Genomic DNA, 25359 nt, shown 5'->3' on the forward strand with positions numbered 1-25359 from the left:
GAAACGGACTTTCGATCAGCGTAAAGGCGCTTCCAAAAGCTTCTGTAAGTATTGGCCGTAACCCGTCTTCTTAAGTGCATCAGCTTGAGCGGCCAGTTGTTCAGCGGTGATCCAGCCGTTGTGATAGGCAATTTCTTCCAGGCAGGCGACTTTCAACCCCTGACGCTGCTCAATGGTGTGAACGAAGTGACTCGCTTCCAGCAGGGAATCATGGGTACCGGTATCCAGCCAGGCGAAACCACGACCCAGCATTTCCACATTCAACGACTTCTGCTTGAGGTAGGCACGATTGACATCGGTGATTTCCAGCTCTCCACGCTCCGAAGGCTTGATGTTCTTGGCAATCTGAACCACCTGATTGTCATAAAAATACAGACCCGTCACGGCATAGCTGGATTTTGGCTTCAGCGGTTTTTCTTCGATGCTCAACGCGCGGCCGGAGGCATCGAACTCCACAACACCAAAACGCTCCGGATCGGAAACGTGATAACCGAATACCGTCGCGCCTTGCTGCTGGTTGGTCGCCGAACGCAGATTGTCCGAGAAATGCTGACCGTAGAAGATGTTGTCACCCAGAATCAGGCAGCATGGATCCTCACCGATGAACTCTTCACCAATGATGAACGCTTGTGCCAAACCATCTGGACTCGGTTGTTCCGCATAGGTGAGTTTGATCCCGTAAAGGCTACCGTCGCCCAACAGCTTGCGGAAACATGGCAAGTCTTCAGGCGTCGAGATAATCAGAATCTCGCGCATACCAGCAAGCATCAACACCGACAACGGATAAAAGATCATCGGCTTGTCGTAGATCGGCAGCATCTGCTTCGACACGCCGAGAGTCAGCGGGTGCAGGCGCGTGCCCGAGCCGCCGGCGAGGATGATGCCTTTACGATTTGTTGTGGTCATTTGTTCAGAACTTCCCTAAGCATTCGGGTTACACCACTTTGCCAATCCGGCAAGTGTAGAGAAAAATTGTCACGCAGTTTTTGAGTATCCAGTCGGGAATTCAAAGGACGGCGCGCAGGTGTCGGGTAAGCGGTGGTATCGATCGGATTGATCGCCGTGACGGCAAGCGCTTCACCGTTTGCCTTGGCAAAGTCGATCACATGGCTGGCATAACCGTGCCATGAGACTTCGCCGGCGGCGGCCAGATGATAGAGCCCCGCCAGTTCCGGGCGAAACAAGACCTGCTCGATAGCCCGTGCGGTGACGTCAGCGATCAGCTCAGCACCAGTAGGCGCGCCGATTTGATCTGCGATCACACTCAGCGTTTCGCGATTCTTTGCCAGCCGCAGCATGGTCTTGGCGAAATTGTTACCACGCGCTGAGTAGACCCAACTGGTTCGGAAGATCAGGTGCTTGCAGCCAGAAGCGATAATCGCTTGCTCGCCCGCCAATTTACTTGCGCCATACTGGTTCACCGGCGCGACGGCATCTACCTCTTGCCAAGGCGTCTCGCCCAGGCCGCTAAAGACGTAGTCGGTGGAGTAATGTATCAACCACGCACCCGAGACCGCCGCTTCTTCGGCCATCAGCCGGCTCGCTTGGGCATTGACGAGATCAACCAGCTCCGGTTCCGATTCAGCCTTGTCAACGGCGGTATACGCGGCCGCATTGACGATGATCTCGGGCTCGACGTGTCGGATAGTCATGCGAAGCGCATCCAGATCGGACAAATCGCCGCACAGACCATCGACGGCATTGCGATCAAGCGCAATCAACTCGCCCAGCGGTGCGAGCGAGCGTTGCAACTCCCATCCAACTTGTCCGTTTTTGCCCAGCAGAAGAATCTTCATGCTTTGTTCGAACGATCCGCATAGTTCTGATCAATCCACTGCTGGTAGCTGCCGCTCTTCACGTGCTCTACCCACTCAGTGTTAGTCAGATACCACTCGACAGTCTTACGAATGCCTGTATCGAAGGTTTCCTCGGGGGTCCAACCCAGCTCACGCTGAATCTTGCTCGCATCAATTGCGTAACGCACGTCATGACCAGGACGATCCTGAACATAAGTGATCAGGCTGGCATGCGGACGATGGGCAGAATCAGGACGCAACTCATCGAGCAACGCACACAGGGTATGCACTACTTCGATGTTTTGTTTTTCGTTATGACCGCCGATGTTGTAAGTCTCGCCGATGACACCTTCGGTAACGACTTTGTACAGCGCGCGCGCGTGATCTTCGACATACAGCCAGTCACGAACCTGGTTGCCTTTGCCGTACACCGGCAGCGGTTTGCCTTCCAGCGCGTTGAGAATGATCAGCGGGATCAGTTTCTCAGGGAAGTGGCACGGGCCGTAGTTGTTCGAGCAGTTGGTGACCAGTGTCGGCAGGCCGTAAGTGCGGGCCCAGGCACGGACCAGGTGGTCGGAGCTGGCCTTGCTGGCCGAGTATGGCGAGCTTGGCTGGTAAGGGGTGGTTTCGGTGAAGAGGTCTTCCGGACCTTCGAGGTCTCCGTAAACTTCGTCAGTCGAAATGTGGTGGAAGCGGAAGTTGGCTTTGCGCGTGTCATCCAGCGCAGCCCAGTAGTGGCGCGCTGCTTCGAGCAGCGTGTAGGTGCCAATAATGTTGGTCTGGATGAATTCGGACGGGCCGGAGATCGAGCGGTCAACGTGGGATTCTGCGGCCAGGTGCATGATTGCATCAGGTTGATGTTCACGCAGGACGCGGTCGATCTGATCACGATCGCAGATATCGACGCGCTCGAAGGCGTAACGCGAATTCTGGCTGACTTCTGCCAGGGACTCCAGATTGCCGGCGTACGTCAGCTTATCGACGTTAACGACTGCATCGGAAGTGTTGGAGATGATGTGACGGATGACTGCCGAGCCAATGAAGCCGGCGCCGCCGGTAACTAGAATTTTCACGCGAAACGATACCCTTGAGCTGCGGACAGCGCTGCGAGCGAGCGCGGTCTAATCCATGAATGCAGAAGCCACTATCAGTTGGCATCCGTCAGAGTCAGTCTGAATCGACATGCATTAAGGCACGATCGAACAAGGGACGCATTTTACAGCTTAATGATGCTTTTACTAATGGATAAAGACAGGCTGAGGCGCAATTTCGACAGATGCCGTGCGCCTGTCGTTTTCAGACCAGTCGCTTGCGTGCAGCTCTGGACGAACGCCCCAGAAACCAGCCCAATACAGGACCAATCAACATACCAATCAGCAAAGCCAACACCGCAACAACCGACACTGGCAACTGCGGGCCAGCAAAACCCAGAAACAAAAGCGAAACCGATTGCTGATTCTCAAGCACAAACGCCAGAACAACCAGAACCATCAGCAGAAGAAAAACGCCAAGCAGTATGCGTTTGAGGTTACGCATTCACGCCCCCTTGAATTTGAATAGCGAAGATCAAGCACCCTCCTCCTCTTCTTCGTTCACGCGGTCACGCAATTCCTTGCCCGGCTTGAAATGCGGAACGAATTTACCGTCCAGACTTACCGACTGGCCGGTCTTTGGATTGCGGCCGACGCGCGGTGCGCGGTAGTGCAGGGAGAAGCTGCCAAATCCACGGATCTCGATACGATCACCGGTGGCGAGGCACTGAGACATTTGTTCAAGCATGGTCTTGATGGCCAGCTCCACATCCTTGGATGAGAGTAGCCCTTGATGGGTGACAATTCGTTCGATCAACTCCGACTTCGTCATATTTTTCCCTTCTTTTTCAAGCAGCTAGATCAGCGCTTGAAAGGTTTTAGCATGCCCGGAAGAATTTGAACAGCCCAGGGATTGACATATCTTTCCCGGGGTCAAAACGCCCATTTTCAGGGCACTCCAGTGGCGAGTCGGATCGCCGCTGCCCTAACGACACATCACCAGCATGGTCCGGGTCACGAAGCCCGCCGGATTAAAGCCAAACGGGTATTCGTCTTCATCTTTGGCATCGTCAGAACGTGTGATGACCTTGTAGCCCTTGCCTTTGCACTCCTTCGCCGCACGCTTCTGGCACTTTTCCCAACCGGAACCCAACCCGGAGCAATCCACCTCGATACCGCTGACGCCGCGCACCGCATGGGTTTTCGCACTGGTGGTGCACCCTGCCAGCGCCAAGACCACTGCAACAACAAGTAACTTGTTCATCCACTTCCTTATGCCAGGCAAGCCTGACGACTAATGCTCAAGATCAAGCTTAGTCGCGAATAGGCGATTGATCCGATTAAAGAAACAGACCCGCAGGCGTCGGCATTGGTTTCATGCACGGACGTACAAAGAGCAAATCACAGGCACAAAAAAGGGCGACCGAAGTCGCCCTTTTTCATGATCAAGCAGAACTCAGTTCTGTTTGGCCATTGCTTGACGCAGCAGTGCCGCCATGGTGGTGTCAGCTGCTTCGCCTTCCGGAGCTGCTTTCAGGCTCTGGATGGCTTCTTTCTCTTCAGCGTCGTCTTTCGACTTGATCGAGAGCTGGATTACGCGGCTCTTGCGGTCAACGCTGATGATCTTGGCTTCAACTTCCTGGCCTTCTTTCAGAACGTTGCGCGCGTCTTCAACGCGGTCACGGCTGATTTCGGAGGCTTTCAGGGTAGCTTCGATGTCGTCGGCCAGAACGATGATGGCGCCTTTGGCGTCAACTTCTTTCACGGTACCGGTCACGATAGCGCCCTTGTCGTTAACCGAGACGTACTCGGAGAACGGATCGCTTTCCAGTTGCTTGATGCCCAGGGAGATGCGCTCGCGCTCTGGGTCAACCGACAGGATGACGGTGTCCAGCTCGTCGCCCTTCTTGAAACGACGTACGGCTTCTTCGCCCACTTCGTTCCAGGATATGTCGGACAGGTGAACCAGACCGTCGATGCCGCCGTCCAGACCAATGAAGATACCGAAATCGGTGATCGACTTGATGGTGCCGGAGATCTTGTCGCCCTTGTTGAACTGGCCAGAGAAGTCTTCCCATGGGTTCGACTTGCACTGCTTGATGCCCAGGGAGATACGACGACGCTCTTCGTCGATGTCCAGAACCATGACTTCCACTTCGTCGCCGACTTGTACGACTTTCGAAGGGTGGATGTTCTTGTTGGTCCAGTCCATTTCCGAAACGTGTACCAGACCTTCAACGCCTTCTTCCAGCTCAGCGAAGCAGCCGTAGTCGGTCAGGTTGGTAACACGAGCGGTAACGCGAGTGCCTTCTGGGTAACGGGCTTTGATAGCAACCCATGGATCTTCGCCCAGTTGCTTCAGGCCCAGGGAAACACGGTTGCGTTCGCGATCGTATTTCAGAACCTTGACGTCGATTTCGTCACCAACGTTGACGATCTCGGAAGGATGCTTGATGCGCTTCCAGGCCATGTCGGTGATGTGCAGCAGGCCGTCCACGCCACCCAGATCGACGAATGCGCCGTAATCGGTGAGGTTTTTGACGATACCTTTGACTTGCTGGCCTTCCTGCAGGGATTCCAGCAGAGCTTCACGCTCGGCGGAGTTCTCGGCTTCGAGGACGCTGCGACGGGAAACGACAACGTTGTTGCGCTTCTGGTCCAGCTTGATGACCTTGAATTCCAGCTCTTTGCCTTCCAGGTGCGTGGTGTCGCGCACTGGACGGACGTCAACCAGGGAACCTGGCAGGAACGCACGGATGCCGTTAACGTCGACAGTGAAGCCGCCTTTAACCTTACCGTTGATAACGCCCTTGACCACTTCCTCGGCTGCGAAGGCTGCTTCCAGAACGATCCAGCATTCAGCGCGCTTGGCTTTTTCACGGGACAGCTTGGTTTCGCCAAAGCCGTCTTCAACCGAATCCAGAGCAACGTGAACTTCATCACCAACGTTGATGTTCAGTTCGCCAGCATCGTTGTAGAACTGCTCAAGCGGGATGAGTGCTTCAGACTTCAGACCAGCGTGAACGGTTACCCAGCGAGCCTGGTAATCGATATCAACGATAACACCGGTGATGATGGAGCCTGCCTGAAGGTTCAGGGTTTTCAGGCTTTCTTCAAAGAGTTCCGCAAAGCTTTCGCTCATTTTAATTCCTGTAGATGAGGGCGAAGTAAACGCCCATCTCCACACCCCAGACGGTGTGGGTTAGTTTCATTTAAAAGAAGCACCGCAGGACTATGACTGGTCCCCTGCGACCCTCTTGGTCACCCGGCGATATCGCGAATGGCGATCTCGCTCATGATGCGTTCAAGCACCTGATCGATGGAAAGCTCCGTTGAATCCAGCTGAATCGCGTCGGCCGCCGGCTTGAGCGGGGCTACTGCGCGCTGGGTGTCACGCTCATCGCGTGCACGGATCTCATCTAGCAGACTCGACAGACTAACACCCTCGACTTTGCCCTTCAACTGCAAATATCGACGGCGCGCCCGCTCCTCGGCACTGGCGGTGAGGAAAATCTTCAGCGGTGCATCCGGAAATACCACCGTGCCCATGTCGCGACCATCGGCCACCAGGCCCGGCGCTTCCTGGAATGCACGCTGGCGCTGCAGCAGCGCCTCGCGTACGGCGGGCAGCGCAGCCACTTGCGAGGCGCCGGAGCCGACACTTTCGGTGCGAATGACATCGCTGACTTCGTCGCCTTCGAGAATGATCCGCTGCAGTTGACCTTCGGTCGCGGCGATGAACTGCACATCCAGATGAGCGGCCAATGTCTTCAGCAGTTCTTCATTGGTCAGGTCGACGCCATGGTTGTGCGCAGCAAACGCGAGCAAGCGATAAAGCGCACCGGAATCCAGCAGGTTCCAGCCCAGACGCTTGGCCAGAATCCCGGCGACCGTGCCTTTGCCGGAGCCGCTTGGCCCATCGATGGTGATGACCGGTGCAATGTTTTTCACGACTGAGCCTCTTGTGCCACACGAATGCCGACTTGCCCGCACAGCGCGAGGAAGTTGGGGAACGAGGTCGCGACGTTGGCGCAATCATGGATGCGGATCGGTGCGGTAGCGCGCAGCGAGGCAACGCTGAAGGCCATGGCGATACGGTGGTCGCCGTGACCGTGCACTTCACCGCCGCCGATCTGGCCGCCGTCGATGATGATGCCGTCCGGGGTCGGTTCGCACTTGACGCCCAGCGCCAGCAAACCGTCCGCCATGACCTGAATCCGGTCGGATTCCTTGACCCGCAGCTCTTCTGCGCCGGTCAGCACGGTACGCCCTTCGGCGCACGCAGCCGCAACGAACAGGACCGGGAATTCGTCGATCGCCAGCGGCACCAGCTCTTCCGGTATCTCGATACCTTTGAGTTTAGCTGCGCGCACGCGCAAGTCAGCCACTGGCTCGCCGCCCACTTCACGTTGGTTTTCCAGAGTGATATCGGCGCCCATCAGTCGCAGGATATCGATCACGCCAGTACGGGTCGGGTTGATGCCGACGTGCTCAAGCACCAGCTCGGAACCCTCGGCGATCGAGGCCGCGACGAGGAAGAACGCCGACGACGAGATATCGCCCGGCACTTCGATGTGAGTCGCGGTGAGCTTGCCGCCGGACTCGACCGAAGCCGTCGCACCGTCGACGCTGACCGGGTAGCCGAAACCACGCAGCATGCGCTCGGTGTGATCGCGGGTCGGTGCCGGCTCAGTGACGGTGGTCTTGCCTTCAGCATAGAGACCGGCAAGCAGCAGGCAGGATTTCACCTGAGCACTGGCCATCGGCATGGTGTAGGTCAAACCCTTGAGCTTGTGGCCACCGCGAATGGTCATCGGCGGACGCCCTTCAGCAGCGGTCTCGATGACCGCGCCCATTTCCCGCAGCGGATTGGCCACGCGATTCATCGGACGCTTGGACAGCGAAGCGTCGCCGGTCAGGGTGCTGTCGAAGTTCTGCGCCGCCAGCAGGCCGGAGAGCAGACGCATCGAGGTGCCGGAGTTGCCCAGATAGATCGGGCCGGGCGCAGGTTTCAGGCCGTGCAGGCCAACACCGTGAATGGTCACGCGGCCGTGGTGCGGGCCTTCAATGACCACGCCCATGTCGCGGAATGCCTGCAAGGTCGCCAGGGCGTCTTCGCCCTCGAGAAAGCCTTCGACTTCGGTGACGCCTTCGGCCAGCGAGCCGAGCATGATCGAACGGTGGGAAATCGATTTGTCACCCGGTACGCGAATCCGACCGGACAGGCGGCCACCAGGTTGAGCCAGGAAGATCAGATCGTTGGAATTCATAGCGTCCACATAGGCCCTGCGGGCCAGGATTTTACTGAAATGCTCGCGGGCAACCCGGGCGCGCGTGAAAACGCCCAATAATTGGTGCCCATCCCCTGCATCGACCGCGTCGCGCAAGGCGTCGAGGTCGCTGCGAAATGTATCGAGTGTGCGCAGGACAGCCTCGCGGTTGGCGAGGAAGATGTCGTGCCACATCACCGGGTCGCTTCCGGCGATTCTTGTGAAATCGCGAAAACCACCGGCAGCGTAACGGAAGATCTCCAGATTTTCATTGCGCTTGGCCAATGAATCGACCAGACCGAAGGCCAGCAGGTGCGGCAGATGGCTGGTCGCGGCCAGCACTTCATCGTGACGCTCGACCTGCATGTGCTCGACATCGGCGCCCAGTTCGCGCCAGAGACGATCGACCACCGCCAGCGCGGCAGGATCGGTCTGCTCGAGCGGCGTCAGGATCACCTTGTGCCGGCGGAACAGCTCGGCATTCGAGGCTTCCACCCCGCTCTGCTCGGAACCGGCAATCGGGTGCCCCGGGACGAAGCGCGCCGGCATGCCGCCGAACGCTTCAGTCGCGGCGCGCACCACGTTGCCTTTGGCACTACCGACATCCGTGAGAATCGCCTGCCCCAGATCCATGACAGCCAGACGCGCGAGCAGCTTTTCCATGGCCAGAATCGGCACCGCCAGCTGAATCACATCGGCACCGACGCAAGCCGCCGCCAAGTCGTCTTCACAGCGATCGACCACACCCAATTCGACCGCGAGCCTGCGCGATTGCGGGTCGAGATCGACGCCGACCACTTCACGGCACAGGCCGCTTTCACGCAAACCCTTGGCAAACGAACCACCGATCAACCCCAGACCGACCACCACGAGGCGACCGATCATAGGTGCAGCAGGTTGCAGCGCAGTGACATCAACCACGAGCCAGAACCTTGCGCAGCGCCTCGAGGAAACGGCTGTTTTCCGCCGGCAGACCGATGGTCACCCGCAGGTGGTTCGGCATGCCGTAATTGGCCACCGGACGCACGATCACGCCTTCGCGCAGCAAGCCCTGAAAAATTGGCGCCGCGACCTGGCCGAGATCGACGCAGATGAAGTTGCCTTTGGATTCGATCCAGCCCAGCCCCAGCTCACGGAAACCGGCCTGCAACTGCTGCATGCCGGATTCGTTGAGCTGACGGCTTTGCGCCAGATAGTCCTCGTCCTTCAGCGCCGCACACGCCGCCGCCAACGCGAGGCTGTTGACGTTGAATGGCTGACGAACGCGGTTCAGCACGTCTGCCACCACAGGCGTCGACAAGCCATAACCGACGCGCAGCGCGGCCAGACCATAGGCCTTGGAGAAGGTGCGCGACACCAGCAGGTTCGGGTATGCGGCGAGGAAGTCGAGACCGTCCGGCAAATCACTGCCTTCGGCGTACTCGATGTAAGCCTCGTCGAGGACTACCAGCACATGCTCGGGAACGTCCTGCAGGAATTCGTCCAGCGCTTCGGCGCCGAACCAGGTGCCGGTCGGGTTGTTCGGGTTGGCGATGAACACCACGCGGGTGTTGGCATCGATGGCCGCAAGCATCGCCGGCAGGTCATGGCCCCAGTCTTTGGCTGGAACGACTTTGGCTTGTGCGCCGACTGCTTGAGTCGCGATCGGATACACCGCAAAGGCGTGCTCACTGAACACCGCATTCAGGCCCGGCGCCAGGTAGGCACGGGCGACCAGCTCAAGAATGTCGTTGGAGCCATTGCCCAGCGTGACCTGATTCAGCTCGACGCGGCACTGCTCGGCCAGCAGCGATTTCAGGGCGAAACCATTGCCGTCCGGGTAGCGAGTCAGCTCGGCCAGCTCTTCGCGAATCGCCGCCAATGCCTTCGGGCTGGCACCCAATGGGTTTTCGTTGCTCGCCAGTTTGACGATTTTTGCCGGATCCAGATCCAGCTCGCGCGCCAGTTCGTCCACAGGCTTGCCCGGAACGTACGGCGAAAGTTGTTGTACGCCCGGCTGTGCCAGAGCGAGGAAGTTGCCACTCATTTGCTACCGCCCCTTAGAGAACTGCTTTCGGGTAGGAACCCAGCACTTTGAGTGCTACTGCTTCCTGACTGATCTTTTCCAGCACACCTTTGATCAACGGATCACGGTGGTGGCCGACGAAGTCGATGAAGAATACGTAGGTCCATTTGCCGCTGCGCGACGGACGGGTTTCGATGCGGGTCAGGTCGATGCCATTGTCGTGGAACGGCACCAGCAGCTCGTGGAGCGCGCCGGGCTTGTTGCTCATCGACACGATGATCGAGGTCTTGTCGTCGCCGGTAGGCGGCACTTCCTGGTTACCGATCATCAGGAAGCGCGTCGAGTTATCCGGGCGATCTTCGATCTTCTCGGCCAGACGCGTCAGACCGTACAGCCCCGCAGCCATATCGCCAGCGATCGCCGCCGAGTTCCACTCACCCTTGACGCGCTTGGCCGCTTCGGCATTGCTCGACACCGCGACGCGCTCGACATTCGGGTAATGCGCGTCCAGCCACTTGCGGCACTGGGCCAGCGACTGCGCGTGGGAATAGATGCGACTGATGCTGTCGGTCTTGGTATTTTCACCGACCAACAGATGATGGTGGATGCGCAACTCGACTTCGCCACAGATCACCATGTCGTGCTCGAGGAAGCTGTCCAGAGTGTGATTGACCGCGCCTTCGGTGGAGTTTTCCACCGGCACTACGCCGAAATTCACCGCACCGGCCGCTACTTCACGGAACACTTCGTCGATCGCTGCCATCGGCTTGCTGATCACTGCGTGGCCGAAGTGCTTCATCGCTGCCGCTTGGGTGAAGGTGCCTTCAGGACCGAGATAAGCCACTTTCAGTGGCTGCTCCAGCGCCAGGCACGACGACATGATTTCGCGGAACAGCCGCGCCATTTCTTCGTTGCCCAGCGGCCCCTGATTGCGCTCCATCACACGCTTGAGCACCTGAGCTTCGCGCTCGGGACGATAGAACACCGGCACTTCGCCTTCAGCCAGCGAGGCCATCTTCACGCGGGCGACTTCCTGGGCGCAACGCGCACGCTCACTGATCAACTCCAGGACTTTGGTGTCCAGAGCGTCGATGCGAACGCGCAGTGCCTTGAGTTCTTGCTCGGACATCAGCCGTGTTCCTTCTCGAATTCCGCCATGTACGCCACCAGCGCGTTGACCGCAGTGATGTCGACGGCGTTGTAGATGGAGGCGCGCATGCCGCCCACCGAACGGTGACCCTTGAGGTTGAGCAGACCGCGCTCGTCGGCACCGGCGAGGAACGGCTTGTCCAGACGATCGTCAGCGAGACGGAACGGCACGTTCATCCACGAGCGATCCGACTTGTTGATCGGGTTGCTGTAGAGACCGCTGGCGTCGATGAAGTCGTACAGGGTGCGCTGCTTGACGTCGTTGAGCCTGGCGATCGCTTCGACGCCGCCCTGCTCTTTCAGCCATTGGAACACCAGACCGGACAGGTACCAGGCCAGCGTCGGCGGGGTGTTGTACATCGAACCGTTATCAGCCGCGACCTTGTAGTTGAGCATGGTCGGGCACAGCGAGCGGGCCTTGCCGAGCAAGTCTTCGCGGATGATGTTGACGACGATGCCGCTCGGGCCGATGTTCTTCTGCGCGCCGGCGTAGATCATGCCGAATCGCGAAATATCGACCGGGCGCGAGAGGATGTCCGAAGACATGTCCGCCACCAGCGGTACGTCACCGGTTTGCGGGATCCACTGGAATTCCAGGCCGCCGATGGTTTCGTTCGGCGCGTAGTGAACGTAAGCGGCGTCTTTCGACAGGTTCCACTCGTTCTGGCCTGGGATGGCGAAATAGTCGTAAGGCTTGGCAGTGGCAGCAACGTTAACGTGGCCATAGCGCGAGGCTTCTTCGATGGCTTTCTGCGACCAGATACCGGTGTCGATGTAGTCGGCCGAGCCGCCTTCAGGCAATAGGTTCAGCGGGATCTGCGCGAACTGCTGGCTGGCGCCGCCCTGCAAAAACAGCACTTTGTAGTTCGACGGGATATTCAGCAGGTCACGCAGATCCTGCTCGGCCTGGGTGGCGATGGACACGAACTCATCGCTGCGATGGCTCATTTCCATGACCGACAGACCCTTGCCGTGCCAATCAAGGAGTTCACCCTGGGCGCGCTGCAGGACAGCTTCAGGCAGCGCCGCCGGACCGGCGCAGAAGTTATAGGCTCGCTTGCTCACATCCAATCTCGCTCTGATTTGGTGGTATCACGCAATAAATCACACTACCGATCAACATGGCCCTGTGGGAGCGAGCCTGCTCGCGAATGCATCACCGCGGTGCTTCAGAGGTACCGCAGCGCCTGCTTTCGCGAGCAGGCTCGCTCCCACAGGGGATCTCCATGATGTCGAAAATTCATAGCGGACAAATAACAAGGGGGCGAATTCTCATCCGCCCCCTCGTTTGTCCGCTTATTCCTGCGGTTCTTCGTCTGCTGCGGCGTCGAGTTGCTGGTCTTCACCCGCTTCGTCGATACCGACGCTGCCTGCGATTTCCTCGCCCTCTTCACCTTCGAGCTCTTCGCCTTCGATTTCCGAAGGCTCCTGAACCCGCTCCAGCCCGACCAGGGTTTCATCCTTGGCCAGCTTGATCAGCGTCACGCCCTGAGTGTTACGACCCAGGCTCGATACTTCGTCGACACGGGTACGCACCAGGGTGCCCTGATCGGAGATCAGCATGATTTCTTCACCGTCGAGCACCTGAACTGCGCCGACCAGACGGCCGTTACGCTCGTTGCTGACCATGGCGATCACGCCCTGACCGCCACGCTTGTACTCAGGGAACTCAGTGATCGCGGTGCGCTTGCCATAACCACGCTCGGAAGCAGTGAGGATCTGGCTGCCTTCTTCCGGAATCAGCATGGAAATCAGCTTCTGCCCTTCCGGCAGACGCATGCCGCGCACGCCGCGAGCGGTACGGCCCATGGCACGCACGTCGGACTCTTTGAAGCGGGTGACCTTGCCGCCGTCGGAGAACAGCATCACTTCGCGCTCGCCATCGGTGATGGCCGCAGAGATCAGCACGTCGCCTTCGTCCAGCTCCAGCGCGATCAGACCGACGCTGCGCTGACGGCTGAAGGATTCCAGCGGGGTCTTCTTCACGGTGCCGTTGGCGGTGGCCATGAAGATGTAGTGACCTTCGGTGTATTCCTCGACCGGCAGCATGGTGGTGATGTATTCACCGTCATCCAGCGGCAGCAGATTGACCAGCGGACGACCACGGGCCGCGCGGGATGCCTCCGGAATCTCGTAGGTCTTGAGCCAGTAAACCTTGCCCTTGCTGGAGAACAGCAGCAGCGTGGTGTGGCTGTTGGCAACCAGCAAGTGAGCGATGTAGTCCTCGTCCTTGACGCCGGTGGCCGATTTACCTTTGCCGCCACGACGCTGAGCCTGGTAAGCAGCCAGCGGCTGGGTCTTGGCGTAGCCACCGTGGGAGATGGTCACGACGCGTTCTTCTTCCGGGATCATGTCACCCAGGGTCAGGTCGAGACGGGCATCGAGGATTTCGGTGCGGCGCACGTCGCCGTATTCGGCGCGGATCACTTCCAGTTCTTCGCGGATCACTTCCATCAGGCGCACAGCGCTGTTGAGGATGCGGATCAGCTCGCCGATCTGGTTGAGAATCTCTTGATACTCGGCCAGCAGCTTCTCGTGTTCCAGACCGGTCAGACGGTGCAGGCGCAGTTCGAGAATGGCTTGCGCCTGTTCTGGCGAGAGGAAGTACTTGCCTTCACGCAGACCGTATTGCGGATCGAGATTTTCCGGACGGCACGAATCGGCACCGGCACGTTCAACCATCGCCACCACGGCCGAGGATTCCCAAGGCGTGCTGATCAGCGCTTCCTTGGCTTCCGACGGCGTTGGCGACGCCTTGATCAGGGCGATTACCGGATCGATGTTCGACAGCGCAACAGCCTGACCTTCGAGAATGTGCCCACGCTCGCGCGCCTTGCGCAATTCGAACACGGTACGGCGGGTAACCACTTCGCGACGGTGACGGACGAAGGCTTCCAGCAGATCCTTGAGGTTGAGGATGCGTGGGCGGCCGTCGATCAGCGCGACGATGTTGATACCGAACACCGATTGCAGCTGGGTCTGGGCGTAGAGGTTGTTGAGGATCACCTCAGGCACTTCGCCGCGACGCAGCTCGATGACGACGCGCATACCGTCCTTGTCGGACTCGTCGCGCAGCTCGGTGATGCCTTCGAGCTTCTTCTCTTTGACCAGCTCGGCGATCTTCTCGATCAGACGCGCCTTGTTCAGCTGGTAAGGCAGTTCGGTGATGACGATCTGCTGACGGCCACCCACCTTGTCGATGTCTTCGATGATCGAGCGGGCACGCATGTAAATGCGCCCGCGACCGGTGCGGTAGGCTTCGATGATGCCGGCGCGACCGTTGATGATCGCAGCCGTCGGGAAGTCCGGACCGGGAATGTATTGCATCAGCTCATCGACGGTCAGCTCAGGGTTGTCGATGAGGGCCAGGCAACCGTCGATGACTTCACCGAGGTTATGCGGCGGAATGTTGGTCGCCATGCCCACGGCGATACCGCTGGAACCGTTGACCAGCAGGTTCGGCACGCGGGTCGGCATGACCGCCGGGATCAGTTCGGTGCCGTCGTAGTTCGGCACCCAGTCCACGGTTTCCTTGTGCAGGTCAGCCAGCAGCTCGTGCGCCAGCTTGGTCATGCGCACTTCGGTGTATCGCATGGCCGCAGCGTTGTCGCCGTCGACCGAACCGAAGTTGCCCTGGCCGTCGACCAGCAGGTAGCGCAGGGAGAAAGGCTGGGCCATGCGAACGATGGTGTCGTACACGGCAGTGTCACCGTGCGGGTGATACTTACCGATCACGTCGCCGACGACACGGGCAGATTTCTTGTACGGCTTGTTGTAGTCGTTGCCCAGCTCGCTCATCGCGAACAGTACGCGACGGTGCACGGGCTTGAGGCCATCGCGCGCATCCGGCAGTGCACGGCCGACGATCACGCTCATTGCGTAGTCGAGGTAGGACTGTTTCAGCTCGTCTTCGATATTGACCGGGAGGATTTCTTTGGCCAGTTCGCCCATGAGAAGCCTGATTCCTTTTTCTGGTGAAACTTCGTCATATCCATGTGGGAGCAACGAAGCTCGTCGGGGCCGGCCGAGTGCCATGCGCCGACTTACGACAAATCAACATTGGATCGCGGATTTGCGCAGTAAAGACAGCTCCGTGGAGCCGCCTCGGAAAACGCCGGATGTTATCACAAAGGCCGCCACGCACCTATCCCCCAGATGCGCATGGAGCATAGTTAGTTGACCGATGACAGGCTTGAGGGGGACGAGAGAGGCTCAGAGCTTGGTTGAATGTGAAATCGGGGTCTGAATTAGCGATGTTTATTGACATTACCGACCTCTTCGCGAGCAGGCTCGCTCCCACACAGGCCAGTGGCGTTCACAAAACCTGTGGGAGCGAGCCTGCTCGCGAATGGCTCAACACAACACCAAAGCCTGTCAATGCAGGCGTTTGCGACACATCAGCTGGGCCATTTTCGCGGTGTCCGGGCGTTCGACGATGCCTTTCTCGGTGACGATCGCATCAATCAGATCCGCCGGGGTGACATCAAACACCGGGTTGAACGCTTCAACATCGGCACCGACGCGTTTACCGCCGACTTCGAGCAGTTCGGCGCCATCACGCTCTTCGATCGGGATGTCATCGCCGCTGGCCAGATTCATGTCGATGGTCGAACTCGGCGCCACGACCATGAAGCGCACGCCGTGGTGCATGGCATTCACCGCCAGTTGATAGGTGCCGATCTTGTTCGCCACGTCGCCATTGGCGGTGATGCGGTCAGCGCCGACGATCACCCAGGTCACGCCTTTGGTTTTCATGATGTGCGCGGCGGCGGAGTCGGCATTCAGGGTCACCGGGATGCCTTCGTTGGCCAGCTCCCACGCGGTCAGCCGCGAGCCCTGCAACCATGGCCGGGTTTCGTCGGCGTAAACGCGCTCGACCATGCCTTCTATATAAGCAGCGCGGATCACCCCCAGCGCAGTACCGAACCCACCGGTGGCCAGCGCGCCGGTATTGCAATGGGTCAGGATGGCTTGAGCGTTGCCCTGATGCTTGCGAATCAGGTCGACGCCAAGCTGCGCCATGGTCAGGTTGGCCTCGCGGTCGCTTTCATGAATGGCGATAGCTTCGGCTTCCAGCGCCGCCAGCGGATCGGCGTTGCTTTTCAGCCGATCCAGGCGATCGTGCATGCGCCCCAGCGCCCAGAACAGATTGACCGCGGTCGGACGCGAATCTGCGAGCAGGGCAAAATCCTCTTCCAGCGCCGCGTACCAGTCGCCGCCTTCGGCAATCCGCGCCCGCGCCGCGAGGACGATGCCATAGGCCGCACTGATGCCGATGGCCGGAGCACCACGCACGACCATCGAGCGAATCGCCTCGGCCACGCCGGCGGCGCTGGTGTAGGCGATCCAGGTTTCCTCGAACGGCAAAATACGCTGATCCAGCAGGTGCAGCGCGCCATCACGCCAATCGATGGCCTTTACTTTCTCCGCAGCCAACAGTCGATCGCGCATCCCACACCCCGCACTCATGAACAAAAGCCGCCGATTATAGCGATCCCCCCGCGAAGACGCTCGGGTATACTTCGCCATCCTTTACAAAAGCACTGGAACCGACCCTCGATGCCGAAACCTGCCATTGCGCTCGACCTGTTATTGCTGCCGACCTGGCTGGTCCCCGTCGAACCTGCAGGCGTGGTGCTCAAGGAGCACGGCCTGGGCATCCGTGACGGTTGCATCGTGTTTATCGGCCCGCGCGCCGAAGCGTTGAAGTGTAACGCGACAGAAGTCCGCGAACTGCCGGATGTTCTGTTGGCGCCGGGACTGATCAATGCCCACGGCCACGCGGCGATGACGCTGTTCCGTGGCCTGGCCGACGATCTGCCGCTGATGACCTGGCTGGAAAACCACATCTGGCCGGCCGAGGGCAAATGGGTCGATGAGGACTTCGTCCGCGACGGCACCGATCTGGCCATCGCCGAGCAGATCAAGGGCGGCATCACCTGCTTCTCTGACATGTACTTTTTCCCGAAAGTCGCCAGCGAGCGCGTACACAACAGCGGCATCCGTGCGCAGATCGCCATTCCGATCCTCGATTTCCCGATCCCCGGCGCCAGCAGTGCCGACGAAGCCATTCGTCAGGGCGTCGAATTGTTCGGCGATCTCAAGCATCACGAACGCATCAAGATTACTTTCGGCCCTCACGCACCCTACACCGTCGGTGATGAGAACCTGGAGAAAATCAGGGTGATCGCCGAGGAGCTGGACGCCTCGATCCACATGCATGTGCATGAAACCGCATTCGAAGTGCAGCAGGCCGTCGAGCAGACCGGCGAACGGCCACTGGCGCGCCTGGGTCGCCTTGGCCTGCTCGGCCCGCGCTTCCAGGCGGTGCACATGACCCAGATCAGCGATGACGACCTCGCGCTGCTGGTAGAAAGCAACAGCAGCGTGATCCACTGCCCGGAATCCAATCTGAAACTGGCCAGCGGCTTCTGCCCGGTCGAACGTTTGTGGCAGGCTGGGGTGAACGTCGCTGTCGGCACCGATGGCGCGGCGAGCAACAATGATCTGGACCTGCTCGGCGAAACCCGCACCGCTGCCCTGCTGGCCAAAGCCGTGGCCGGTTCCGCCACGGCGCTGGACGCCCACCGCGCCTTGCGCATGGCCACTCTCAATGGTGCGCGCGCATTGGGGATCGAGGCGCAGGTCGGCTCGCTGGAGATCGGCAAAGCCGCAGACATCGTCGCCTTCGACCTGTCCGGTCTGGCGCAGCAACCGGTGTATGACCCGGTGTCGCAGCTGATTTATGCCACCGGGCGTGATTGCGTGAAACACCTGTGGGTCGCCGGCAAGCAACTGCTCGACGACCGGCGCCTGACCCGCATGGACGAACAACAGCTGGGCGCGACCGCCCGCCACTGGGGCCAGCGCATCAGCGGCCACACCGAATCGTAAACACCGCGGCGCAATATCCGCGGCTACAGCCCTTTTCAGGTTTTTCGAGGAATTGAACATGAGCAACGTCGACCACGCCGAAATCGCCAAATTCGAGGCCCTGGCCCATCGCTGGTGGGACCGCGAAAGCGAGTTCAAGCCGCTGCACGACATCAACCCACTGCGGGTCAACTGGATCGACGAGCGAGTCAATCTGGCCGGCAAGAAAGTCCTCGACGTCGGTTGCGGCGGCGGCATCCTCAGCGAAGCCATGGCTCAGCGCGGCGCCACCGTGATGGGCATCGACATGGGCGAAGCGCCGCTGGCGGTCGCACAACTGCATCAGCTGGAATCCGGGGTCAGCGTCGAATACCGCCAGATCACCGCCGAAGCCCTCGCCGACGAAATGCCCGAGCAGTTCGACGTGGTCACCTGCCTGGAGATGCTCGAGCACGTGCCGGATCCATCCTCGGTGATCCGCGCCTGCTTCCGCATGGTCAAGCCGGGCGGCCAGGTGTTCTTCTCGACCATCAACCGCAACCCCAAGGCGTACCTGTTCGCGATCATCGGCGCCGAATACATCATGAAGCTGCTGCCGCGCGGCACCCACGACTTCAAGAAATTCATCCGCCCGTCCGAGCTCGGCGCGTGGAGCCGCATGGCCGGCCTGACCGTCAAGGACATCATCGGCCTGACCTACAACCCGCTGACCAAGCACTACAAGCTGGCCAACGACGTTGACGTCAACTACATGATCCAGACCCTGCGCGAGGAATAAGCCGATGGCCATCAGAGCGGTACTTTTCGACATGGACGGCACCCTGCTCGACACCGCGCCGGACTTCATCGCCATCTGCCAGGCGATGCGCGCCGATCGCGGTCTGCCGCCGATCAACGACAAGCACATCCGCGACGAGATTTCCGGCGGGGCCAAGGCCATGGTCGCGGTGACATTTTCGATAGATCCTGAATCGCCGGGTTTCGAGGAACTGCGCCAGGAGTTTCTCGAGCGCTATCTGGTCGGATGCGCAGTGCACAGCAAACTGTTCGACGGCATGGGCGAACTGCTCGCCGATATCGAAAAGGCCAATCTGATCTGGGGCGTGGTCACCAACAAACCGGTGCGCTTCGCCGAGCCGATCATGCAGCGTCTGGGGCTGGCCGAGCGTTCGGCGCTGCTGATCTGCCCGGATCATGTGAAGAACAGCAAGCCGGACCCGGAGCCACTGATCCTCGCGTGCAAGATGCTTGATCTGGATCCGTCGACCGTGCTGTTTATCGGCGATGATCTGCGCGATATCGAATCGGGCCGCGATGCCGGCACCAAGACCGCTGCGGTGACTTACGGCTACATCCACCCGGATGACAATCCACGGCACTGGGGCGCGGACGTGGTGGTGGATCACCCGCTGGAGTTGCGCAAGGTACTCGACAGCGCGCTGTGCAGCTGCTGACCTGACTGCTGCAAGCTCCCTGTGTGGCGAGGGGATTTATCCCCGCTGGGCTGTGCAGCTGCCGACCTGACTGCTGCAAGCTCCCTGTGTGGCGAGGGGATTTATCCCCGCTGGGCTGTGCAGCTGCTGACCTGACTGTTGCAAGCCCCCTGTGTGGCGAGGGGATTTATCCCCGCTGGGCTGCGAAGCGGCCCCCGCTTTTATCCAGGCAATGTGACACACAGGTTTTGCGACGGCTTCGCCGCCGAACGGGGATAAATCCCCTCGCCACAGGGGTGAAGCAGGTCTTCATGAAATGGATTGTGAGGTTTTTATGTTTGATTACACCGCTCGCCCTGAATTGCTCAAGGATCGGGTCATTCTGGTCACCGGTGCCGGGCGTGGCATCGGCGCGGCTGCGGCGAAAACCTATGCCGCCCACGGTGCCACCGTGTTACTGCTGGGCAAGACCGAGGCCAATCTGACCGAAGTCTATGACGAAATCGAGGCTGCCGGTCATCCGCAACCGGCGGTGATCCCGTTCAACCTCGAGACCGCCCTGCCCCATCAATATGATGAGCTGGCCGCAATGATCGAAACCGAGTTCGGCCATCTCGACGGCCTGCTTCACAACGCTTCGATCATCGGCCCGCGTACGCCGATCGAACAACTGTCCGGCGACAACTTCATGCGCGTCATGCAGGTCAACGTCAACGCGATGTTCATGCTGACCAGCACCCTGCTGCCGCTGCTCAAGCTCTCACAGGACGCCTCGGTGGTGTTCACCTCGAGCAGCGTCGGGCGCAAGGGTCGCGCGTACTGGGGTGCTTATGGTGTGTCGAAATTTGCCACCGAGGGCCTGATGCAAACCCTGGCCGATGAAGTGGAAGGCGTTGCGCCGGTACGCTCCAACAGCATCAACCCGGGCGGTACGCGCACCAGCATGCGCGCGCAGGCTTATCCGGGGGAAAATCCGCTGAACAACCCGACACCGGAAGAGATCATGCCGGTGTATCTGTACCTGATGGGCCCCGACAGCGCGGGCGTCAATGGCCAGGCTTTCAACGCCCAATAACGCCATACGTCGCATTTGTTGCCGCGGCAGAATGCTGTCGCGGCAAGCCATTGCCGCTGATAACCGTCACAAAGCCGCCAATAACCCAGCGCGGCCGCCCGGCATCTGTCAGCAAGTCTTTGATTCGAAAAGCTTTAAATTAAATCGAACCGAATGGCACGGGTTTCGCTCTAAATTCCCTCAAAACATGCCGTGTGATGGCCATGGGGCAAACGCCGATTTCGATAGCTGACTGATCGTCTTGCGGCAGACTAAACTTACGCCAAACGTCCTACGGGACTGATGGATCAGTACGACGCGCAGCCCATAGCCGCTCTCACCCAGCCTGTAAGACAGACTTACTGCTTAGGGGCTCACGCCATATGAAATCTCCTTCCCAGACCCATGCAATTGACTTTGACAGTGCCAAATTGCAGCGCCTGGGCTTCGGTCAACTACCGGCGCTGATCGAGCGCCCGACCAGCCTGGCGCAACTGCGTCAGCAAATGAGCCTGCAACTGCAAACCAGCTTGGAGCCACAGCGCATCCTTGGCCTGTTCTTTCGCGAAATCCAACGCCTGGTGCCGCTGGACGCCCTGAGCTATGTGCATCAGGCCAGCGACTTGCGCCTGGAGTTCGGCGCGCGCGGTCACCATTCGGTCAGCTACACCCTGAGCCACGAAGGCGAGCACATGGGCGAGCTGGTCTTCCGCCGCAACCAGCGTTTCAACGACAAGGAACAGGGCGACCTCGAGTCGCTGCTGTCGTGCCTGCTGTACCCGATGCGCAACGCCCTGCTCTATCGCGCCGCAACGCAAAGTGCCTTGCGCGACCCGTTGACCGGTGCCGGCAACCGGGTGGCGATGGAGCAGACCTTGCAGCGCGAGATCGACATGTCGCGCCGCCATGCGCAACCGCTGTCGGTGCTGATGCTCGACATCGACCACTTCAAACGGGTCAACGATGACCACGGGCATGGCGCCGGTGATGAGGTGCTCAGAGCCATTGCCGCGTCGATCAAGGCGCAACTGCGCAACGTCGACATGGTGTTCCGTTATGGCGGCGAAGAGTTTCTGATCCTGCTGTCCAACACCGGTCGCGAGGCGGCGGCGATGGTCGGCGAGCGTTTGCGCCAGGCGACGCAGTCGGAGGAATACTTTGCCGATGGCCAGTTGATCGAGATCACCTTGAGCCTGGGATGCTCGACGTTACTGCCGGGCGAGTCGGCGGACAGCTTGCTGCGCCGGGCCGACAGCGCGCTCTATGTCGCAAAGCGCGAGGGGCGGAACCGGCTGGCGATGGCTGGCTGAAAAACAATTGTGGGAGCGAGCCGGCTCGCGAAGAGGGAGTGTCAGACAACGATTCGTTGCATGACCCAGCGCTTTCGCGAGCAGGCTCGCTCCCACAGTTCGATCAGCTTTCGGTTACGGTCCGGCGCTCGCGGTTGACCAGCAAGCGCTCCGAAGTCTCCAGCTGCATGCACCGCTCCAGAAAGAGGTACATGTAGTCATAACTCTTGCAGATCGCCTGCCGTAGCTCGGCCTGCAACGCCTTGCTCGGGTTCATGCCGGCCAGGGTGCAGATGATTTCCAGCGCTTCCCACGGATGGGCATCGTCGTACTGGGCATGCATCTTCAACCACTTCATCGCGCGCTTGCGGTCCTCTTCCGGGAACGCTGCGGCGTAGACCCCGGTCGAGCAGACCACCGCTGACCACTCCCCGGTCGCCCCCTCGATCGCATAGTTGGTCGCGGCAATCGCCACGATCAGCGAATCCGCCGAGCTGGTGTGCCAGCACCAGTGACTCAAAGCGTGCAGCTCCGGCGGCACTTGCTGGGCCTGGAGGTCTTCGAGACTGACGCCATGGGCGCGGCTCCAGTGCATCCAGTAGTCGGCATGGTTGAGTTCGACGCGGATGTTGCGCATCAGCCAGCGCCGCGCCATGTCTTCGCCGGGATGGCGGGCAAAGCGAGTCTTGGTCAGGTTCTGCGCCATGTACAAGGCAAACTGCTCGACCACCGGCCAGCCGCCGATGAGGTACTGGCGCATGGTTTTCGCGCTGAGTCTGTTGTCGCGCATGCGCTGATAAAGTTCATGTTCGACAACCCGGCGCTTGCTCTCGCTGCAGTCCTTGATGAGCTGTTGCGCCCAGGCAGGATAACTTGCAGCTTCCATGAGGGGTCCGGTTCGGTTGAATGTGTCGATCACTGTTCGGCTCCTTTTGAGTTGTGATGGCAAGGATCGGCGAGAGACTTCAACGGAACGTGCCAGGCGCTTTGAACAACAACGGCTGCGGTCTGGCAGGGCGACTTTGCAAACTGTCACAGGTAAATAATTGCGGACGCTCGATGACATACCCCTGAGCGTAATCCACACCTATTTCAAGCAATGCCTGTTCGATCTGGTTAGTTTCAACAAACTCGGCAATTGTCTGCTTACCCATAACATGACCGATGTGATTGATCACTTCGACCATTGCCCGATTAATCGGGTCGTCCAGCATATCCTTAACGAAACTCCCGTCGATCTTCAGGAAGTCTACAGGCAAATGTTTCAAGTAAGCGAATGAAGACATTCCGGCACAAAAGTCATCCAGAGAAAAGTGACAGCCTAAGCCTTTGAGTTCATTGATAAAACGAATTGCACTGCCAAGATTAGCGATTGCACTGGTTTCAGTAATTTCAAAACAAATCATTTCAGGCGGTATAGCGTAGTTAACAAACTGTTCCCGCAGGAAGTGCAAAAACGCGTCATCTCCTATAGTAATGCCTGACAGATTAATCGCACACATTGCCAAAGGAAGTTCATGTTCCTGTTCAATACACTGGGCAATAACCTTGAAAACATTTTCAACTACCCAGCGATCTAACTGAGTCATCAAACCATATCGCTCCGCTGCCGGAATAAAACTGTCAGGCAAAATCATCCGCCCGGATTCATCATGCAAACGCAGGAGTATTTCGATGTGCCCGGCCTGGCCGGGTTGTGGCTTGAGCGGTGCGATTTGCTGGGCATAAAGGCAGAAGCGGTTTTCTTCCAGCGCCATGTGCAGGCGCTGCACCCAGGCCATTTCACCGAAGCGCATGGACAGTTCGGAATCATCGGCATGGTAGACCTGCACGCGGTTGCGGCCTTTTTCCTTGGCCATGTAGCAAGCCATGTCCGCCGCACGCAACGAGGCCTCAAGGCTGGTGGGATTCTGCGCGATATGCACCAGGCCGATACTGACGGTGGTGAGGAACGGCCGCCCTTTCCAGACAAAATGCAGGTTCTGCACGGTCTGGCGCAGGCTTTCGGCAATCTTCTCGGCGATGTCCGGCGGGCAGTTCTCGAGCAAAATCCCGAATTCATCGCCGCCCAGTCGCGCCAGGGTATCGCCCTCGCGCAAGTCTGATTGCAGCAGCGTGCAGATGTGCCGCAGCAACTCATCGCCCGCCGCGTGCCCGCAGGTGTCGTTGACCAGTTTGAACTGGTCCAGATCGAGGAACATCAGCGCGTGCCGCCCGGGCTGGCGCGTCAGTTTGTGCAAGGCCTGTTCGAGGCGATATTCGAATTCGCGGCGGTTGGCCAGCCCGGTCAGCGCATCGTGGGTCGCCTGCCAGGACAGACTGGCGATGTATTGCCGCTCCTGGGTCATGTCGTGCAGCACCAGCACCGTGCCGCTGACATTCCCGGCATTGCGGATCGGCGCGCCGACCAGGGTCACCGACAGGGTGCTGCCGTCCAGACGTTGGATCAGCTTGGAATGTTCGCTACCGCCGCTGAGCTGGCCGCTGAGAATGCGCTCGATCAACGTCAGCCCTTCGGTCTGGGCGTTATCGTCAAGCAGGTTGAACAGCGCCGACAACGGCAGCCCTGCCGCCTGCTCGGCCTTCCAGTGCGTCATGGCCTCGGCGGCGGGGTTCATGTAATCGATCGCGCCGTTGACGTCTGTGGTGATCACGCCATCACCAATCGACTGCAGCGTGATATGCGCGCGATCCTTTTCCAGTTGCAGCGCCTGGGCAAACTCATGGCGCTGCCTGAGCAGTTTGTGCGTGCGCCAGAGCGCCAGCGCGATCAGACCCAGCGCGGTAGCCAGGTTGGTGAACAGCAGCAGGCGCATGATCACCCGCGAGCCTTCGCCCAAGGCATCGCTGAAGGCTCTGGCGGCTGGAGTCACTGCATCGTTGATCGCGAAAATCTGTGCTTTCCAGCGCTGCACATCGCCGGGACTGGCCTGGTTCTGCGCAATGCCTTGGTGCATCTCCTGCGCGACTTCGTGCAGTCGGTCGAGATAGGCATCGCCGATCGTCCAGCGATCGATGGCGGTTTCCAGATAACTGTAGTGGCGGAAATTGAGGTATAGCCAGATCAGGCTGGAGACATCTTCGGGGTGATTGCCACCTTTGAGAATGCCTTCGCGCGCCGCTTGCAGATCCGGCGGCTGACGATCCAGTGCCAGGCGCAATTGGTGGCCGCCCTGGGGCACGGCGATCGCCGTCAGGTACTTGTTATAGATCGCCTCGTCACGGCTGTCGGCGTAGAGGTTGAGGTAATAGATGGCGTCTTTCTGGCCCTTGGACCACAGGCTTTCGCCAGCCACGTAGCCACGCACGGCCGAAAGCACGTAAAGGCTCACGCCCCCCAGTAATGCCTGGAACACCACGACAGCAATAAAGGGCCAGACGATACCCAACAACCGTGGTGTTCCCAGAGTCTGCTTTTGCTTCATGAGAGTCCTTGCATGAGCACTGCCCGCTCGCCTT

Annotated in this window: 21 protein-coding genes; 5 read left to right on the plus strand and 16 right to left on the minus strand. The window is 59.4% G+C overall.

What is annotated here, in order from left to right; genetic code table 11:
- Positions 1–15: 15 nt before the first annotated feature.
- The 14 genes from rfbA to mtnA all read right to left on the minus strand — a co-directional run bounded on the left by rfbA (position 16) and on the right by mtnA (position 16702).
- On the minus strand, positions 16–906 hold the full coding sequence (rfbA, locus tag HU724_RS20340; protein ID WP_186567813.1) for a glucose-1-phosphate thymidylyltransferase RfbA: 891 nt from the start codon (positions 904–906) through the stop codon (positions 16–18).
- Positions 903–1796 carry a dTDP-4-dehydrorhamnose reductase gene (gene rfbD, locus HU724_RS20345; protein WP_186567811.1) on the minus strand — a complete coding sequence of 298 codons (894 nt, stop codon included), beginning with the start codon at positions 1794–1796 and terminating at the stop codon, positions 903–905. The genes rfbA and rfbD overlap by 4 nt, the downstream gene beginning before the upstream one ends.
- On the minus strand, positions 1793–2869 hold the full coding sequence (rfbB, locus tag HU724_RS20350; RefSeq protein ID WP_186567810.1) for a dTDP-glucose 4,6-dehydratase: 1077 nt from the start codon (positions 2867–2869) through the stop codon (positions 1793–1795). The genes rfbD and rfbB overlap by 4 nt, the downstream gene beginning before the upstream one ends.
- Positions 2870–3092: 223 nt before the next feature.
- Positions 3093–3332, minus strand: a complete 240-nt coding sequence (locus HU724_RS20355; RefSeq protein ID WP_186567808.1) for a LapA family protein — start codon at positions 3330–3332, stop codon at positions 3093–3095.
- Between the two features lie 30 nt (positions 3333–3362).
- On the minus strand, positions 3363–3659 hold the full coding sequence (gene ihfB / locus HU724_RS20360; protein WP_007950920.1) for an integration host factor subunit beta: 297 nt from the start codon (positions 3657–3659) through the stop codon (positions 3363–3365).
- Positions 3660–3812: 153 nt separating this feature from the next.
- Complete coding sequence (locus HU724_RS20365) at positions 3813–4091, minus strand: hypothetical protein (protein WP_110646032.1); 279 nt, start codon at positions 4089–4091, stop codon at positions 3813–3815.
- Between the two features lie 192 nt (positions 4092–4283).
- Positions 4284–5969: a 30S ribosomal protein S1 gene (rpsA, locus tag HU724_RS20370; RefSeq protein WP_016770920.1), complete on the minus strand. Its 1686-nt coding sequence runs from the start codon at positions 5967–5969 to the stop codon at positions 4284–4286.
- 119 nt (positions 5970–6088) lie between these two features.
- Positions 6089–6778 carry a (d)CMP kinase gene (gene cmk / locus HU724_RS20375; RefSeq protein WP_024013869.1) on the minus strand — a complete coding sequence of 230 codons (690 nt, stop codon included), beginning with the start codon at positions 6776–6778 and terminating at the stop codon, positions 6089–6091.
- On the minus strand, positions 6775–8982 hold the full coding sequence (locus HU724_RS20380) for a bifunctional prephenate dehydrogenase/3-phosphoshikimate 1-carboxyvinyltransferase (RefSeq protein ID WP_241663533.1): 2208 nt from the start codon (positions 8980–8982) through the stop codon (positions 6775–6777). The genes cmk and HU724_RS20380 overlap by 4 nt, the downstream gene beginning before the upstream one ends.
- 28 nt (positions 8983–9010) lie before the next feature.
- On the minus strand, positions 9011–10123 hold the full coding sequence (gene hisC / locus HU724_RS20385) for a histidinol-phosphate transaminase (RefSeq protein WP_133339477.1): 1113 nt from the start codon (positions 10121–10123) through the stop codon (positions 9011–9013).
- A gap of 13 nt (positions 10124–10136) precedes the next feature.
- Positions 10137–11231, minus strand: coding sequence for a prephenate dehydratase (gene pheA, locus HU724_RS20390; protein ID WP_016770924.1), 1095 nt, complete (start codon positions 11229–11231; stop codon positions 10137–10139).
- Positions 11231–12316: a 3-phosphoserine/phosphohydroxythreonine transaminase gene (gene serC, locus HU724_RS20395; protein WP_039760041.1), complete on the minus strand. Its 1086-nt coding sequence runs from the start codon at positions 12314–12316 to the stop codon at positions 11231–11233. The genes pheA and serC overlap by 1 nt, the downstream gene beginning before the upstream one ends.
- Before the next feature lie 231 nt (positions 12317–12547).
- A complete protein-coding gene (gyrA, locus tag HU724_RS20400) occupies positions 12548–15202 on the minus strand; it encodes a DNA gyrase subunit A (protein WP_016770926.1) in 2655 nt (884 codons plus the stop codon).
- A gap of 423 nt (positions 15203–15625) precedes the next feature.
- Positions 15626–16702 (minus strand): S-methyl-5-thioribose-1-phosphate isomerase, encoded by a 1077-nt coding sequence (gene mtnA / locus HU724_RS20405; RefSeq protein ID WP_016770927.1) that lies wholly within the window; start codon positions 16700–16702, stop codon positions 15626–15628.
- Between the two features lie 108 nt (positions 16703–16810).
- On the opposite strand from mtnA, the gene HU724_RS20410 reads away from it, so the two are divergent.
- The 5 genes from HU724_RS20410 to HU724_RS20430 all read left to right on the plus strand — a co-directional run bounded on the left by HU724_RS20410 (position 16811) and on the right by HU724_RS20430 (position 21921).
- Positions 16811–18145, plus strand: a complete 1335-nt coding sequence (locus tag HU724_RS20410; RefSeq protein WP_186567804.1) for a TRZ/ATZ family hydrolase — start codon at positions 16811–16813, stop codon at positions 18143–18145.
- A gap of 58 nt (positions 18146–18203) precedes the next feature.
- On the plus strand, positions 18204–18902 hold the full coding sequence (gene ubiG / locus HU724_RS20415; protein ID WP_024013875.1) for a bifunctional 2-polyprenyl-6-hydroxyphenol methylase/3-demethylubiquinol 3-O-methyltransferase UbiG: 699 nt from the start codon (positions 18204–18206) through the stop codon (positions 18900–18902).
- Between the two features lie 4 nt (positions 18903–18906).
- Positions 18907–19578 (plus strand): N-acetylmuramic acid 6-phosphate phosphatase MupP, encoded by a 672-nt coding sequence (gene mupP / locus HU724_RS20420; protein WP_186567802.1) that lies wholly within the window; start codon positions 18907–18909, stop codon positions 19576–19578.
- 313 nt (positions 19579–19891) lie between these two features.
- On the plus strand, positions 19892–20632 hold the full coding sequence (locus HU724_RS20425) for a YciK family oxidoreductase (RefSeq protein WP_186567800.1): 741 nt from the start codon (positions 19892–19894) through the stop codon (positions 20630–20632).
- A 362-nt stretch (positions 20633–20994) separates the two neighbouring features.
- Positions 20995–21921, plus strand: coding sequence for a GGDEF domain-containing protein (locus HU724_RS20430; RefSeq protein ID WP_186567798.1), 927 nt, complete (start codon positions 20995–20997; stop codon positions 21919–21921).
- A 103-nt stretch (positions 21922–22024) separates the two neighbouring features.
- Here HU724_RS20430 and HU724_RS20435 read toward each other — a convergent pair whose 3' ends face one another.
- A complete protein-coding gene (locus HU724_RS20435) occupies positions 22025–22786 on the minus strand; it encodes an iron-containing redox enzyme family protein (protein WP_166554491.1) in 762 nt (253 codons plus the stop codon).
- A 79-nt stretch (positions 22787–22865) separates the two neighbouring features.
- Positions 22866–25325: an EAL domain-containing protein gene (locus HU724_RS20440; RefSeq protein WP_186567797.1), complete on the minus strand. Its 2460-nt coding sequence runs from the start codon at positions 25323–25325 to the stop codon at positions 22866–22868.
- Positions 25326–25359: the final 34 nt, after the last annotated feature.

It is taken from the genome of Pseudomonas iranensis (genome assembly GCF_014268585.2).
GTDB classification, from domain to species: Bacteria; Pseudomonadota; Gammaproteobacteria; order Pseudomonadales; family Pseudomonadaceae; genus Aquipseudomonas; species Aquipseudomonas iranensis.

Excerpts from the sequence above, each read along its gene's own strand:
- rfbA (WP_186567813.1), bottom strand. The coding sequence starts at position 906 with ATGACCACAACAAATCGTAAAGGCATCATCCTCGCCGGCGGCTCGGGC.
- rfbD (WP_186567811.1), bottom strand. The coding sequence starts at position 1,796 with ATGAAGATTCTTCTGCTGGGCAAAAACGGACAAGTTGGATGGGAGTTG.
- HU724_RS20355 (WP_186567808.1), bottom strand. The coding sequence starts at position 3,332 with ATGCGTAACCTCAAACGCATACTGCTTGGCGTTTTTCTTCTGCTGATG.
- ihfB (WP_007950920.1), bottom strand. The coding sequence starts at position 3,659 with ATGACGAAGTCGGAGTTGATCGAACGAATTGTCACCCATCAAGGGCTA.
- HU724_RS20365 (WP_110646032.1), bottom strand. The coding sequence starts at position 4,091 with ATGAACAAGTTACTTGTTGTTGCAGTGGTCTTGGCGCTGGCAGGGTGC.
- rpsA (WP_016770920.1), bottom strand. The coding sequence starts at position 5,969 with ATGAGCGAAAGCTTTGCGGAACTCTTTGAAGAAAGCCTGAAAACCCTG.
- HU724_RS20380 (WP_241663533.1), bottom strand. The coding sequence starts at position 8,982 with ATGATCGGTCGCCTCGTGGTGGTCGGTCTGGGGTTGATCGGTGGTTCG.
- hisC (WP_133339477.1), bottom strand. The coding sequence starts at position 10,123 with ATGAGTGGCAACTTCCTCGCTCTGGCACAGCCGGGCGTACAACAACTT.
- pheA (WP_016770924.1), bottom strand. The coding sequence starts at position 11,231 with ATGTCCGAGCAAGAACTCAAGGCACTGCGCGTTCGCATCGACGCTCTG.
- gyrA (WP_016770926.1), bottom strand. The coding sequence starts at position 15,202 with ATGGGCGAACTGGCCAAAGAAATCCTCCCGGTCAATATCGAAGACGAG.
- mtnA (WP_016770927.1), bottom strand. The coding sequence starts at position 16,702 with ATGCGCGATCGACTGTTGGCTGCGGAGAAAGTAAAGGCCATCGATTGG.
- HU724_RS20410 (WP_186567804.1), top strand. The coding sequence starts at position 16,811 with ATGCCGAAACCTGCCATTGCGCTCGACCTGTTATTGCTGCCGACCTGG.
- ubiG (WP_024013875.1), top strand. The coding sequence starts at position 18,204 with ATGAGCAACGTCGACCACGCCGAAATCGCCAAATTCGAGGCCCTGGCC.
- mupP (WP_186567802.1), top strand. The coding sequence starts at position 18,907 with ATGGCCATCAGAGCGGTACTTTTCGACATGGACGGCACCCTGCTCGAC.
- HU724_RS20425 (WP_186567800.1), top strand. The coding sequence starts at position 19,892 with ATGTTTGATTACACCGCTCGCCCTGAATTGCTCAAGGATCGGGTCATT.
- HU724_RS20430 (WP_186567798.1), top strand. The coding sequence starts at position 20,995 with ATGAAATCTCCTTCCCAGACCCATGCAATTGACTTTGACAGTGCCAAA.
- HU724_RS20435 (WP_166554491.1), bottom strand. The coding sequence starts at position 22,786 with ATGGAAGCTGCAAGTTATCCTGCCTGGGCGCAACAGCTCATCAAGGAC.
- HU724_RS20440 (WP_186567797.1), bottom strand. The coding sequence starts at position 25,325 with ATGAAGCAAAAGCAGACTCTGGGAACACCACGGTTGTTGGGTATCGTC.